Annotated in this window: 12 protein-coding genes; 3 read left to right on the top strand and 9 right to left on the bottom strand. The window is 71.5% G+C overall.

Going from position 1 to position 13,791, the window contains the following annotated elements; all coding sequences use genetic code 11:
* From GSF22_RS20870 to GSF22_RS20845, 7 genes are all read right to left on the bottom strand, one after another.
* On the bottom strand, positions 1-510 hold a 510-nt coding region (locus GSF22_RS20870; RefSeq protein WP_208815416.1), incomplete at its 3' end, for a LacI family DNA-binding transcriptional regulator.
* A gap of 9 nt (positions 511-519) precedes the next feature.
* The gene (locus GSF22_RS35465; protein WP_280116928.1) at positions 520-651 is read right to left on the bottom strand and encodes a hypothetical protein; all 132 of its coding nucleotides are present in this window, start codon (positions 649-651) and stop codon (positions 520-522) included.
* A 1-nt stretch (position 652) separates the two neighbouring features.
* Positions 653-1,534, bottom strand: coding sequence for an amidohydrolase family protein (locus GSF22_RS20865; RefSeq protein ID WP_208815415.1), 882 nt, complete (start codon positions 1,532-1,534; stop codon positions 653-655).
* A 19-nt stretch (positions 1,535-1,553) separates the two neighbouring features.
* Positions 1,554-1,790, bottom strand: coding sequence for a biotin/lipoyl-containing protein (locus GSF22_RS20860; RefSeq protein ID WP_208815414.1), 237 nt, complete (start codon positions 1,788-1,790; stop codon positions 1,554-1,556).
* Positions 1,787-2,803, bottom strand: coding sequence for a thiamine pyrophosphate-dependent dehydrogenase E1 component subunit alpha (locus GSF22_RS20855; protein WP_208815413.1), 1,017 nt, complete (start codon positions 2,801-2,803; stop codon positions 1,787-1,789). Before GSF22_RS20855 ends, GSF22_RS20860 begins: the two co-directional genes overlap by 4 nt.
* Positions 2,800-3,807 carry an alpha-ketoacid dehydrogenase subunit beta gene (locus GSF22_RS20850; protein ID WP_244367935.1) on the bottom strand — a complete coding sequence of 336 codons (1,008 nt, stop codon included), beginning with the start codon at positions 3,805-3,807 and terminating at the stop codon, positions 2,800-2,802. The genes GSF22_RS20855 and GSF22_RS20850 overlap by 4 nt, the downstream gene beginning before the upstream one ends.
* 49 nt (positions 3,808-3,856) lie before the next feature.
* Positions 3,857-4,945, bottom strand: coding sequence for a mandelate racemase/muconate lactonizing enzyme family protein (locus GSF22_RS20845; protein WP_208815411.1), 1,089 nt, complete (start codon positions 4,943-4,945; stop codon positions 3,857-3,859).
* A 289-nt stretch (positions 4,946-5,234) separates the two neighbouring features.
* Between GSF22_RS20845 and GSF22_RS20840 the strand changes: the two genes are divergently transcribed.
* From GSF22_RS20840 to GSF22_RS20830, 3 genes are all read left to right on the top strand, one after another.
* Positions 5,235-6,233 (top strand): GlxA family transcriptional regulator, encoded by a 999-nt coding sequence (locus tag GSF22_RS20840; RefSeq protein ID WP_208815410.1) that lies wholly within the window; start codon positions 5,235-5,237, stop codon positions 6,231-6,233.
* A gap of 150 nt (positions 6,234-6,383) precedes the next feature.
* Complete coding sequence (locus GSF22_RS20835) at positions 6,384-6,899, top strand: hypothetical protein (protein WP_208815409.1); 516 nt, start codon at positions 6,384-6,386, stop codon at positions 6,897-6,899.
* Positions 6,900-7,139: 240 nt separating this feature from the next.
* Positions 7,140-7,676 (top strand): hypothetical protein, encoded by a 537-nt coding sequence (locus tag GSF22_RS20830; protein WP_208815408.1) that lies wholly within the window; start codon positions 7,140-7,142, stop codon positions 7,674-7,676.
* 108 nt (positions 7,677-7,784) lie between these two features.
* On the opposite strand, the gene GSF22_RS20825 is transcribed toward GSF22_RS20830, so the two are convergent.
* Positions 7,785-9,308 (bottom strand): condensation domain-containing protein, encoded by a 1,524-nt coding sequence (locus GSF22_RS20825; RefSeq protein ID WP_208815407.1) that lies wholly within the window; start codon positions 9,306-9,308, stop codon positions 7,785-7,787.
* Complete coding sequence (locus GSF22_RS20820) at positions 9,305-13,726, bottom strand: non-ribosomal peptide synthetase (protein ID WP_208815406.1); 4,422 nt, start codon at positions 13,724-13,726, stop codon at positions 9,305-9,307. The genes GSF22_RS20825 and GSF22_RS20820 overlap by 4 nt, the downstream gene beginning before the upstream one ends.
* Positions 13,727-13,791 lie beyond the last annotated feature (65 nt).

The raw sequence follows: 13,791 nt of genomic DNA, 5'->3' as shown, positions 1-13,791 counted from the left end.
CACCACCGGCACCCGCAACCCCACCAACGCCCGACGCGTCGACGCCGACGTCTCCGACACCAACGACGCGATCACCCCATCCACCCGACGCCGCCGCAACAACGCCAAATGCTCCGACTCCGCCTCCACCAACCCATCAGAATTCACCAACACCATCGAATAACCCGCCCGCCGCAACTCCTGCTCACACCGACGAGCAATATTCGCGAACAACGGATTCGAAATATCCCGCAACACGAACCCCACCGTCCGCGTCGACCCCCGCCGCAACGACTGCGCCAACAGATCAGGCTCATAACCCAGATCCTTCGCCGCCGACTCCACCCGCGACCGCATCGCCGCCGACACATCCGGATGCCCCGACAACACCCGCGACACACTCGACAACGCCACACCCGCCCGCGCCGCCACATCCCGGATGGTCACCGGGATCTCACCGGACGTCCCGACCGGCTCGCGGTCACCGTCACCGGGCACGGACAACTGGCGGTTCACCTTCGGTCGACCCACGCGACGAGACTACAGGCCGGCCGGGAAGGCCCCGCTCCGACGCGGCTGGGCATCCGGGCAGGCCAACCCGCACTGCGGCAGGCCGCCGGACACCTCACCACGATCGGCGGTGGCCCGCCCGGCCGCCGGTGCTGCGGTCACCTCACAGACGGTAGAGGGCCACCGCGTTGTCGTGCAGGACCTGCCGCTGTTCGGCGTCAGACAAGCCGGCGACAGCGTCACGGTAGGCCGTGACGATGGCGTCGTACGAGCTGAACAGCCGGTCGACCGGCCAGTTGGTGCCGAAGACACAGCGCTGCGGACCGAACACCTCGATGCAGTACCCGATCCACGGCGCGATCGACTCGGACGACCACCGTGGGTCCCCCATGCCGACACCGGAGATCTTGCAGTGGACGTTCGGCACCGCGGCGAGTGCGTCGATGCCCCGGCGCCAACCCCGGAAGTACTCCGGATCGCGGCGGCGGGGATAGCCGAGGTGTTCCAACACCACCACCAGGTCCGGGTGACGACGGGCAAGTTGCGCCGCGGCCGGCATGTGCGGCCACTCGCAGTCCAGGTCCAGCAGCAGGCCACGACGGGTCAACGCCCGCAGACCGGGATCCAGCCGCTGGTCGGCGTCGGCCGCGAGCGCCGGTTCGACCGCGAAGTCGCGTACCCCGCGCAGCAGGGCCGACTCACCGTGCCGGTCGAGCACCTGCTCGACATCGGCACCGGCGAGGTCGGCGTGCGCCACGATCGCCGCCGGATGGCCGTACCGCGCCGCCATCTCGGTGAGCCACCGGGTCTCGACGACCGGGTCCGGTGTACCCACGGCGGCTTGGACGTGGACGAACGCCTCCACCCCGGCGAACCGCGCCTCGGCCCACAGGTGCGTCGCGTCGAAACGCGGCGACTTGATGCCCTCGATGTCACCGAGGATCGGATGTGCCACCCCGGGCTGCAGCCAACCGTACGTCAGCTCAGGGTGGGCCAGGTCCCAGAAATGGACGTGGGTGTCGATGAAGGGGACGGCGTCCGTCATGTCACGCCTACCTGCCCGGTCAGCTCTCGATGGCACAGATGACGGTGCCGGTGGTGACCTCGTCGCCTTCGGCGACCGCCCGGTGGACCAGCCGGCCGGTGACCGGCGACGGTACCTCCACGACCGCCTTGTCCGTCTCGACCCGCAGCAGCACGTCCCCGGCCGCCACCTCCGCGCCGACCTCGGCTTCCCACTCCATGACGACCACCTCGTCGACGGTCTCGCCGACACGCGGCATCTTCACCGAGTGCTTCACCGGACACCTCCCGTGCTCGTCGCCAGCGGGGGCATGATGTTGGCGAACATCGCCCGGGCGTCCGGCTCCGGAACGGCGCTGGTCGCCTCCACCACGTCGGTGATCATCGCGCGGACCGACTGCTCGACGGCGTCGAGTTCGGCCGCCGAGGCGATTCCCGCATCGATCAGAGCCGCTCTGCGCAGGACCAGCGGATCCCGTTGCCGCCACACGTCCAACTCCCCGGCAGGCCGGTAGGTCGCCTGGTCGGCCCGGGAGTGTCCGGCGAACCGGTAGGTGCGTACCTCGAGCAGCGACGGTCCCGCGCCGGAGCGGGCAGCGGCGACGTGCCGGCTCAGTGCCTCGCCGACCGTGTCGAGATCCATGCCGTCGACGCTCTCGCCGGGGATGCCGTAGGCATCGGCCCGGCGGGACAGGTCGGTGACCGGGGTCGTCAGGTTGATCCTGCTGTACTCGCCGTACAGGTTGTTGTCGACCACGAAGACCACCGGGAGTTTCCAGACCGCCGCCATGTTGATCGCCTCGTGGAAGGCACCGATGTTCGTGGCGCCATCCCCGCAGACGGCGACGGCCACGCGGTCCTCACCCCGGTTCTGGAAGGCCAGGGCGGCACCAGCCGCCACCGGCAGACCCGCCCCCACGATCGCGAACGTCGGCAGCAGCCCGACGTCGAGGTCGGACAGGTGCATGGATCCGCCGACGCCGCCGATGCATCCGCTGGTGCGTCCCATGATCTCGCCGAGCACCGCTTCGGGGGACATGCCGAGCGCGAGGGCGATGCCGTGGCCACGGTAGGTACAGGTGACGATGTCGTCGAGGCGCAGCGCGTTGGCCAGGCCGACGTCGAGGGCCTCCTGGCCCTGGCAGGTGTGGGTGGTGCCGTGTACCAGCCCCTGGGCGAACAGGCCGGTGATCCGGTCCTCGAACGAGCGGATCTCCTGCATCCGGCGGTACGCCTGCACCGGGTCGCCGAGCGCGGCCCGCCGTTCGTGGCTGCTGGGGGTGCTTGTCATCGGGCCAGGCCCTCCTCGATCCACCACGGTGCGGGGACCGTCCCGCTCCGCAGATAGCTGGTCAACTGCCGGGCGACGTACTCCCGGGTCGGCAGGTACCGCGCCTCCAGAGCGGGGCTGTACGGGACGGGAACGTCCGGGCTGGTGATCCGGAAGGGCGGCGCGGTGAGGTCCGAGAACACCGCGGAGGTCACCGAGGAGACGATCTCGTGTCCCCAGCCCCCGCTCTCGGGCGCTTCCTCCACCACGACCAGACGACCGGTACGGCGTACCGACTTCCGCACCGTGTCACGGTCCCAGGGAACGAGGGTGGCCAGGTCGATGACCTCCGCGTCGACTCCGGCGTCGGCGACCGCGGCGAGGGCGACGCCGACGGTCTGCCCGAGGGCCACCACCGTGACGTCCGCACCCCGGCGCAGGACCCGGGCCCGGCCGATCGGCACGATCCCCGCGTCACCGGTGACCACGTCACCGCGCACCGGGTAGAGAGCGCGCGGTTCCAGCACCACCACCGGACCGTCGTGCCGGATGGCCGCCCGGTTGAGTCCGTAGGCCGTCTGCGGGTCGCTTGCCACCACCACGCACAGGCCCGGGGTCGCGGTGACCCAGTTCTCCAACGTCTGGCTGTGTTGCAGGCCGAACCCGCCACCGCTGCCCACCGAGGCGCGGACCACCATCGGCACGGTGATCCGGCCTCCGCTGAGGTAGTGGAACTTCGCGGCCTCGGTGACGACCATGTCCAGGGCGACGCCGAGGAACTCCATGAACATGATCTCGACGACGGGTCGCAGGCCCAGGCACGCCGCCCCCACGGCGGCCCCGGTGAAGGCCATCTCGGAAATGGGGGTGTCCCGGACCCGCAGGCCGCCGAACTCGTCGAGGAGTCCTTCGGAGGTCTTGAACGGGCCGCCTGCGGCGGCGACGTCCTCACCCATGAGCATGACGGACTCGTCCGCCCGCATCTCGTCGGCCAGCGCCGCAACGACGGCCTGGCGCATTCGCATCCGTGCCATATCTCCTCGTGGTCTGCTTCAGGAATCCGTGGGGCCGTGCTCACCGGTCGCCGGAGCCGGGCGCCCATTCGATTCGGTACCGCTCGATGTAGTCGTGGTCGAGCTCCCAACCCAGGCCGGGGCGCTCGGGAAGTCGGATGTGTCCGTCCTGCAGGGGTGGGCGGTTCGCGACCAGGTTGTGCCAGATCGGGTCCCGTTGGGGGTGGAAGTTCTCCAGGTAGGTGCCGTGGCTGACGGAGGCCAGGAGGTGGGCGGCGATCTGCGGCTCCTCGTGATGTGCCATCCGTACGTCGTAGGCCGCCGCCATACCGGCGACCCGCCGCCACTCGGTGGGGCCGCCGGACCAGGACGCGTCGAAGTTGCAGTAGTCGACCGATCCGGACTCGAACAGGTCCCGGCATCCGCCGGCGGAGAACTCGCTCTGGCCCGCGCAGACCGGTGTGGCACCGGCCAGGCGGACGTCGCGCATGCCCCGTCGGTCGTTGTGCCAGTGGCAGGGTTCCTCGAACCAGAGCAGGTCGCAGTCGGAGACCAGCTGCGCGAACCGGATGGCCTCCGCCGGTGACCACCCCTGGTTGGCGTCGACGGCCAGGGCGAAGTCGTCCCCGCCCGCCTTGCGGGCCTGGCGGACCCGGTCGGCGTCCTCCGCCGGGGTCAGGCCGCCCACCTTGAACTTCATACCGGCATAACCGGCTTCGGCGACCGCGGTGACTTCGGCGTGGATGTCGGCGTCGCCCGAGTAGTACCCGCCGATGGTGATCACCGGCACCGCGGTCCGGTAGCCGCCCCACAGCCGGTGCAGTGGAATGTTGAGGGCGCGACCGACGGCGTCCCAGACGGCGGTGTCGACGCTGGCGCAGGCGACCAGTCCAAGGCGCCGGTCCCGGAGGATGTCCCAGGTGGCGGGCCGGGCCAGTTCCCAGAGCCGTTCCGTGGCGAAGGCGTCCTTGCCGAGGATGGCGGGGGCGATCTCCCGGTGGATGATCTCGTTGATCTCGCGCAGGCCGGCGTCCTCGTCACCCGCGTACGCCTCGCCGACGATCCCGGACCGGGTGTGGATCCGGGTCACGATCGTCGAGCGGTGGGTCATGCGGTAGTGGCTGCCCTTGTACACGCGTCCCAGCGGCACTCGGATGGGAATCGTTTCCACACGCTCGATCCGAAGATCTGGCAGCGTGCGGGCCTGCTGCTGCTCACTCAAAACGACTCACCCCTCGATCCTGGAAACGATTCGATCGTATCCGCAGAAGCGGGCTTGTCAACCGCCCACCAGGCAGGCGAGACGCGCACCACCTGCACCGATCGCCTCAGGAACACCTGCGCTGGCGCGGCTCCCCGGGAGCCGAAAGAGCGCCGATCGGACATCCGGGGACAGGCTGCCGTTCGGGTTCCACCGTGCGCCCTTGCAGAATGCAGCTATGGCTTTGACACCGGGTGACGGGGCTGCGCGGCGGGTCGTCGTCGTCGGCTACGACGACGCCGAACTGCTCGACATCGCCTGCGTCACCTCGACGCTCGACCTGGCCGGTCGAATCGCGGAACGGACGCTGTACCGGACGGAACTGGTCTCCCCGAACGGGCGCACCATCCGGTGCGACTCGGGTGTGCAGGTACACAGCAACGGGTCGCTGCAGCGTACGACGGGACCGATCGACACCCTGGTCGTCTCCGGAGGACAGGGACACGAAGCTGCCGCAGCCGAGCCGACGATCGTCGCCCACGTACGACGGCTCGCCACACTCTCGCGACGGGTGGCCTCGGTGTGCACCGGCGCCACCGTACTCGCCGCCGCCGGTCTGCTCGACGGCCGACGGGCGACCACCCACTGGCACTACGCCGACGTGCTCGCGCGACGGTACCCGTCCGTCCACGTCGATCCCCGACCGATCTTCATCCGGGACGGGCGCGTCGCCACGTCCGCCGGCGTCACCAGCGCCCTCGACCTGACCCTGGCACTGGTGACCGAGGACCATGGGCCCGACCTGGCACGGATCGTCGCGCAGGTCCTGGTCACCTACCTGCAGCGACCCGGCAACCAGGCGCAGATGAGTGTCTTCACCGCCCCCGACCCGGACCACGTCCTGGTCCGCCAGGCGGTCGCCCACGTCACCACCCACCTGGCGACGACGCTCGACACGGCGACACTGGCCGCGCACTGCGGAGTCAGCCCACGGCAGTTGCACCGCCTGTTCGTCGAACACCTCGGTATGCCACCCGGCCGGTTCGTGCGCCGTACCCGACTCGACACCGCCGCGCGTCTACTCTCGACCAGCGCCCATCCGGTCGGCATGATCGCGCGCTGGTGCGGGTTCACCTCGCTGGAGACGCTCCGCCAGGCCTTCGTCGCGCAGTACGGTGTTTCGCCGTCGCAGTACCGGGCGGTGTCCACGGCGCTTCCTGCCGGCACGGAGTCCTGAGGACCCGTTCCCCTGCCGGGAAGTCCAGGATTCCGGACGCGACCGCCCGGCAGGCTCGTCACCCGACCGGCCCGCCGTGACAGTCAGGACATGACGTCCTTTCGAACCGCTGCCCCGTCGACTGCCGGTCGGTCCGCACCGTCGTGGCTGGTGAGCCGTTGGCCGACCGTCGCAGGGGCGGGCGCGGCGACCGCCGCACTGCTCACCGTCGCAGACCGCGAGACGGCGGTCACCTGCGTGTGGGTGGCCGTCCTCTGTTACCTCGGCGCGGCCACGCTGGACCGACCGTGGATGGCGTGGGTGGGCGTACCCGGCGGCGGCGTCATCGTCGCCGCCGGGGAGATCGTCGGGATTGGCCGATGGGTCCTGCTCGGTGCGACCGCGGTGGTGCTCCTCGTCCTCGCCGTGGTCGTCGGCGCTCCACGCCGCAAGGTGATCGCCCAGGGCGTCGCCGGCGTCGGGTACGCCGGTCTGGTGCTTGCCGCGTTGGCCCTCGACCCGCGCACCGGCCTCGTCGTGGCCGGGCTCGTCCTGGCCGCTCACGCGGCATGGGACGGCCTGCACTACCGCCGCAACGACGTCGTACCCCGCTCACTGGCCGAGGCGTGCATGGCGTTGGACCTGCCACTCGGGCTCGGGTTGGTTCTGCTCGGTCTGACCGCCTGAATCCCGTCGCCGGGAACAAACGTCGCCGAGTTCGGGAGAGGACAGCGGCGACGAGTCGCACCGACGAACGGGAGAACCTTCATGACCGCCACCTGCACGAGTAACGGATGGTGCCCGGTGCCGACACGGGTCAGGCGATCCCGCTCGCCGGCATGTCCACGGGTGCGCGGGCCGCCCGGTGTAACCGACTGCCGCTCACCTTCCAGGCAACATACCCACTTCCCGACCGAAGGAGTCATCATGTTCACTGCAAAAGCGACACCCCATCGGCGGGGCAGGGGCGTACTCGGCCTCGCCCTGTCCCTCGCGACGACCACCGTCGTGCTCTTCGCGGCCTCCACGACGCCGGCCACGGCGGCACCACCGGGGACCTCGGCCGAGGACCGGGTCGACCAGATCCTCGCCGCCGACCCGGACGCGACCCGGCTCTCCGCCAACCAGGTCGCGTGGCCCGACGACGGCGTCGTCCTCACCGTGGGCGTGGACGCCGCCGGCAGTTGGTGCGGGTCCGGATACGCATGCGTCCACGCCGACGCCAACCGCGGGGGGTACGGCTACGCGTTCTACGACTGCCGGACCTACCGGCTCCCCGAGTACGGGTTCCCCACCTACCAACGCGGTGGCGCCTCGTCCTGGTACAACAACCAGACCGACGGTGCCAAGGTCAAGTTCGAGGACGAGTGGTTCTCCCTGACGCCCGTCGTTGCCGGGTACGGGTTCGGCAACATGCCCAGCTACCTCAACGACCGCGCCTACTGGCTGTACCTGCTGTGCTGACGAGGTGAGAGCAGGCGAGGTCTCCGGTGGAGGGTTCGTCCGACGAGGACGATCCTGACGCCGGAGACCTCGTGCGTGCCGTGGCGGTGTGGTGGCACCCGTCGCCGGCTACCGGTCGCTGGGCCGGGGTGGCCCGGCCTGCTCGGAGCGCGGCCAGGTACCCGGTTCGGTCAGGGCGTGGCGCAGCAGCGACCGGTAGCGGGCCGCCCAGCGGGCCACCGTACCGGCGTCGAACAGGGCGGTGGCGTACTCGATGATCAGCGACAGCCCGCCGTCGTCCAGCGGGCGCAGCTGCCACACCTGGTCGGCGCGGGCGCCGGTCAGCAGCACGTCCCGGGCGGGTGCCGGCGCCAGCCCGGGTAGCCGGAGCACCGGGTCGGCCATGTCGAGCATCGTCAGGTAGACCCGGGGTGGGTTGCCGGTGAACTGGTCGCCGAGTGCCGCGCTCTGCACCTGGGCCGGTACGGACTGCATGGCCAGCATCTGCCAGGTGGCGGCGGCGGTGCGGTCGACGAGTTCGTCGAAGGTACGCGTGCCGCGCAGTTCGACGACGAGCCACGGGGCCTGGGTGAGGACGCCCACCACGTTCGCGAAGCGCGGATCGGTCCGGTTGGCCACCGACGAGGTGAGTGGGATGGTCGACCGGTCGGTGAGTTCCTGTAGCAGGACGGCGAACGCTGCGGTGAGCACCACGAACGGTGTCACGTTGCGGCGTACGGCGTAGCGGGTCACCGCGTCGAGCAGGTCCGCCGGGATCGAGTCGGTGACGTACGCCCCGGCCGACGATCTGGTGGCCGGGCGGGGCCGGTCGGTGGGCAGCCGGATCGGCTCGGTTCCCGGGCCGACCCGGTCCGCCCAGGTGCGCACCATGTCGCGGGTGCGTTCGGTGGCCAGGAAGTCACGTTCCCACCGACAGAAGTCGATGAAGTCGGCGGCCAGGGGCGGAAGGTCGGCGGGTTGACCGGTGAGCGCCGCCCGGTACAGCTCGCCCAGGTCGCGTACCAGGATCTCGGTCGACCAGCCGTCGATGATGCCGTGGTGCATGGCCAGTGCGAGTTCGTGCCGGCCGTGTGCTGCGGCAGGGTCGTCCACCCGGACGAGCAGGGCCCGGTACGCGGGTTCGGTCTCCAACGCGAACGGCGCCGCGCAGAAGTCCTGAATCGTGGCGTCCAGCCGGTCCGGGGTGACGTCGACGACCGTCAACGGTTGCGGTCGGGGGGCGAGGACCTGCTGGACGACCTCACCGTCGTGCACCGCGTAGCGGGTGCGCAGGGCCGGGTGCCGGGCCACCAGGTCGGTCAGCGCCTGCCGCAGGGCCGGGTGGTCGAGCGGACCGTGCAGGGCGAAGCGCATGGCGACGGTGAGTGTCTCGGGGGTGTCGCTGGCCATGGTGAGGTGGAACTGTCGGGCCTGCGCCACGCTGGCCGGTGCGGTGCGTTCGACCTCGTCGGTGTCGCCGGCCAGCCGGGCGAGGATGTCCGGTTTGAGGCGGCGCATGGCGTCGATCAGGTCGTCGGTCAGTGCACCGGCGGGCGCGTCGAAGTCGAGCGCCGTGCCACGGGCGGACAGGATGACGCCGCGGTCCCGGAGCAGCCGGAGCAGGCTGTCGGCATCCGCCGGTGCGCTGCTCACAGCGTTCCCCGCACGCGGGGCTGTGATCCGTCCACCGCGCCACCGGCCGTCGGGTCGGCCGTGGCGTCGGCCGTCGGGTCGGCCGTGGCGTCGGCCGTCGGGTCGGCCGTGGCGTCGGCCAGCAGCCGGGCCATCGCCCGGATGGTGGGTTGCTGGAGGAACTCGAACACCTCGATCGTTTCGCCCAGCTCGTCGGCGACCCGGTGCAGCAGGCGCAGGGCGCTGAGGGACGTGCCGCCGAGTTGGAAGAAGGTGGCTTCGGTGCTGATCGTGTCCCCGCCCAGCTCCGCGCGCCAGATGTCGTGCAGCCGCTGTTCGAGCGGGGTTGCCGGGGGCACCATCGTGCCGTGGCCGGCGCGGGTGGCGTGGTCGGGTTCCGGCAGTGCCGCCCGGTCGAGTTTGCCGCTGGGGAGCTGCGGCAACGCCGACATCAGGGTGCACACCGTCGGTACCAGGTGGGCCGGCAGGTGCTCGTGGAGTGCCCGCAGCAGCACGTCGGCGTCGACGCCCTCGTGCGCCGGTACGACGTAGGCGGCGAGGTACGCCTCGTCGTGCTCGTCCCGCCAGGCCCGTACGGCGGCGTCCCGGACCCCGTCGAGTTGCCGCAGGTGGTGTTCCGCCTCTCCGGGTTCCACCCGGAAGCCACGGATCTGCACCTGCGCGTCGTTGCGGTGGAGGAACTCCAGCTGCCCGTCGGGGCGCCAGCGCACCACGTCACCGGTGCGGAACACCCGCCCGTCGCCGGTGCCGGTGCCGGTGGCAATCTCGGTGTCGGGCAGGAAACGCTGTGCGGTCCGGTCGGCGTCGTCGAGGTAGCCGCGTCCGATCTGCACGCCACCGAGGTGGAGTTCACCGGGTACGCCCACCGGCACCGGCCGGCCGTGCCGGTCCAGTACGCGCAGCCAGGTGCCGGGGACCGGGCGGCCGATGGGCGGGACGTCCCCGTCGTCGGGCGACAGGTGGGCCCAGGTGGACACCACGGTCGCCTCGGTCGGGCCGTACACGTTCGTCACCTGGAACGGCAGGTCCGCGCGGGCGCCCCGGCGCAGCCGGTCCCCGCCGAGGACCAGGTGCCGCAGCGCCGGGCGGGGGCCGGTCGACCAGTCCAGGTCGATCAGCAGTTCACCGACCGGGGTGGGCAGGAGCGCGACGGTGACGGCGGTGTCGACGAGCCAGTCGCGTAGCCGGGCCGGGTCCACGCGCACCTCGTCGGGTACCACGCAGAGGGTCGCGCCCGTCCGTAGCGCCGGCCACACCTCCAGGCACGAGGCGTCGAAGCCGGGGCTGCAGAACCAGCTGAGCCGGTCGTCGGCGGTGATGCCGAGATCCCTGACGAACCAGGCGACGGCGTTGGCGATCGCCCGGTGCTCGATGACGCAGCCCTTGGCCTGGCCGGTGGAGCCGGAGGTGAACAGCACGTAGGCGACGTCGTGCAGAGCGACGTCGGCAGCGGGTACCGAGGTGTCGCTGGTCGGGGCGAGCCGGTCGGCCTGGATCGTCGGCACCGGCACGTCCAGTGCGGTCACCGTCGAGGCGGACACCACGGCGGTGGCGCCGGCCTGCCCGACGATGGCGGCCGACCGGGCCGTTGGCTGACCGGGATCCAACGGGACGTATCCCGCACCGGTACGCAGCACCCCGACCATCGCGGCGACGGCGTCGACGCCCCGGGGCAGGTGCACGGCGACCAGGTGACCGGGGCCGACACCGACCGCCCGCAGGGCGGCGGCCACCGCGTCCGCCCGCCGGTCCAGGTCCGGGCCGTCCGTGCGGCCGTACCGGTCCACGACGGCGGTCTCCTTCAGGGCGAGGGAGGCGGCGAGCGGCTGGTCGGCACCCTCGGCCGGGGCGCCACCGTCCTGCCAGGCGGCGATCAGGGCCTGCTCGTCCCCGGTGAGTCGCGGTAGCCGGGTCAGCGCCCGGTCCGGGTCGGTCGTGCCGGCCCGCAGGGCCAGCGCGAGCCGGTCGAGGATCTGCCGTGCGGTGGCCGGGTCGAACAGGTCGGTGGCGAAGTGGAGCTGACAGTCGATGGTGTCACTGCGGTTGGTGAGGAACAGCGTCAGGTCGAACGGGGCGCGGGCCACGCCGTGGTTCAGCAGGGTGGCGGTCACCCCGGGAAGGTCCAGTTCGAACACCGCGCCGTTGTCGAACTCGATGACGACGTCGAAGAGGGGATGGCGGCCCGGCTGCGGTTGCAGGTCCAGGGCACGGATGATGCGCTGCACCGGTACGTCCTGGTGCTCCTGGGCGTCGATCAGCACCGACCGGACCGTCCGGACGAGATCCGCGAACCCGCTCTCCTCGGTCACCTCGATGCGCAGCGGCAACGTGTTGATGTACAGCCCGACGGTGTTCTCGGTGCCGGCGGGCCGGTGGGCGACCGGGGTGCCGAGCACGACGTCGCGCTGGTTGCCGACCTCGCTCAGCACGGCGGCGAACCCGGCCAGCAGCACCATGAACGGTGTGGCCCGGTGCTGCCGGGCGAACGCGCGGACCCGGGTGGTCAGGTCGGTGTCCAGCGCGACGCCGGCCACTCCCCCGGCCCCGCTGGGCGCGGGTGGGCGGGGTCGGTCGACCGGCAGCTCCAGCCGGGACGGCAGCGGCTGGAGCTGACTGGTCCAGTAGTCCAGGTGCCGGGGGTCCGCACCGGCGTCGGTCGTCGCGGGTGCGGGCGCTGCGGGCGGTGGTGGCGGCAACTCGACGGTGCCGCCGGTGACCGCCGCCCGGTAGGCCGCGGCGATCTCGCGGCTGAGGATCTGCGCCGACAGCGTGTCGATGACCAGGTGGTGCATCCGCAGGACGAGCAGGTGCCGCTGCCCGTCGAGCCGGATCAGCCGTGCCGCGAACAACGGCCCGGCCGCCAGGTCGAAGCGGTGGTCGGTCTCCTCCCGGACCGCTGCAGCCGCCACCTCGTCGACGTCGCCGGTGACGTCGTGTACCGGCAGGTCGACGGGCCCGCACGGGAGGATCACCCGGCGCGGTTCGCCGGCCGTCTCCCGGAAGACCGAACGCAGCGCGGGATGGCGGTGCACGACGAGTTCCACGGCGCCGCGCAGCGCCTCCACGTCGAGGGGTCCGTCGAGCTGGACGACCTTCGACTCGGTGTACGTGGGTCGGCCCGGCAGCATGCGTTCGACGAACCAGATCTCGCGCTGCGCCTCGGTCAGCGGCTCCCCGGGAATCGTCCCGTCCGGGGTCGGTTCTGCCGGCGTCGCGGGCCGGGCGGTTCCACCGCCACGGACCGCCTCGCGAAGCCGGTCGATGCCCGGCAGCCCGGCCAGCATCCGGTCCGGAGGGAGACCGAAGTCGACGAAACAGCCGATCTCGTCGACACCGGATGCGACGAACCGTTCCACGATGGCCCGGCAGTCGTCGGGGCTGCCGATCAACGCGCGGTCGGCGGTGTACCGCTGGTAGGCGCGGCGCAGCAGGAAGTCGACGTCCTCGGGTGGGGTGTTCTCCAGGTCGATGGTGACGCCGAGACTGTTGGTGACCTGGCCGAACAGGGCCAGCGACGAACGGAGGTAGTCGCAGAAGGGGCCGAATGCCTCCTCCCGTACCCGGTCGGTGTCGTCGCCGAGGTAGGTGTGCAGCAGCAGCACCACCCGGCCGGCAGCCGGGTCGAGACCGTGTTCCGCGCGGGTGGCCCGGTACAGCGCGATGTTGTCGGCCAGCCGGTCGGGGTCCTGGGCCATCAGGTTGGTGATGATGCCGAGGTCGGCTGCGGCGGCCCGGCGGTAGCTGTCCGGGTTGCCGACCACGGCGGTGAACATCGGTGGCGTCTGCTGCACGGGGCGGGGGAACAGCCGCAGGTCGACGGGCTGGCCGTTACCGGCGGTACGGGTCAGCGTGCCGCCGCGCCACAACGTCCGGATCTGCTCCACCGACTCGTACATCGCCTCACGGTGCCGGCCGTACACCTGCGGGGCGAGCGCGAAGTCGCGGGCGTGCCAGCCGGACGCGCAGCCGATACCGACCCGCCCTGCGGACAGGTTGTCCACCACGGACCATTCCTCGGCCACCCGGATCGGGTCGTGCAACGGCAGGACGGCGCAGCCGGCGTGGATGCGTACCCGGCTGGTCCGGACCGCGATCGCGGCGGCGAGAACCGACGGGTTGGGGAAGATGCCGCCGAAGGAGTCGAAGTGCCGTTCCGGCAGCCACACCGCGTGCAGGCCGTGGGTGTCGGCGTGGGTGGCGGCGGCCAGCAGGGCCGTGTAGCGGTCCTCGATCCGCTCCTGCGGATAGTCACCGAAGAAGTACAGACTGAAGTCCGGACCGGGTCGGGTCGGGGCCGTCGCCGCAGGTGAGCGGTCGGGCGTGCCGGCCGTCGTCCGGGCGACCGTCGTGGCTGCCTGCTGGGGGCGGGTGGCCGGGCCCGGCCGGCCGTTGCCCCCCGCCGCTGCCGTGGCGGGCAACGCCGACGGGTACGGCGATGACGGTAGAAGTACCGGCGACGGCGCGGGGGCGGCCGGCGGGCGGC

The sequence above is a fragment of the Micromonospora echinofusca genome (genome assembly GCF_017614955.1).
Lineage (GTDB): Bacteria > Actinomycetota > Actinomycetes > Mycobacteriales > Micromonosporaceae > Micromonospora > Micromonospora echinofusca_A.
The sequence above is the reverse complement of the archived record's forward strand: the minus strand, read 5'-3'. Positions and strand labels throughout refer to the sequence as shown.

Excerpts from the sequence above, each read along its gene's own strand:
- GSF22_RS20840 (WP_208815410.1), top strand. The coding sequence starts at position 5,235 with ATGGCTTTGACACCGGGTGACGGGGCTGCGCGGCGGGTCGTCGTCGTC.
- GSF22_RS20830 (WP_208815408.1), top strand. The coding sequence starts at position 7,140 with ATGTTCACTGCAAAAGCGACACCCCATCGGCGGGGCAGGGGCGTACTC.
- GSF22_RS20865 (WP_208815415.1), bottom strand. The coding sequence starts at position 1,534 with ATGACGGACGCCGTCCCCTTCATCGACACCCACGTCCATTTCTGGGAC.
- GSF22_RS20855 (WP_208815413.1), bottom strand. The coding sequence starts at position 2,803 with ATGACAAGCACCCCCAGCAGCCACGAACGGCGGGCCGCGCTCGGCGAC.
- GSF22_RS20850 (WP_244367935.1), bottom strand. The coding sequence starts at position 3,807 with ATGCGAATGCGCCAGGCCGTCGTTGCGGCGCTGGCCGACGAGATGCGG.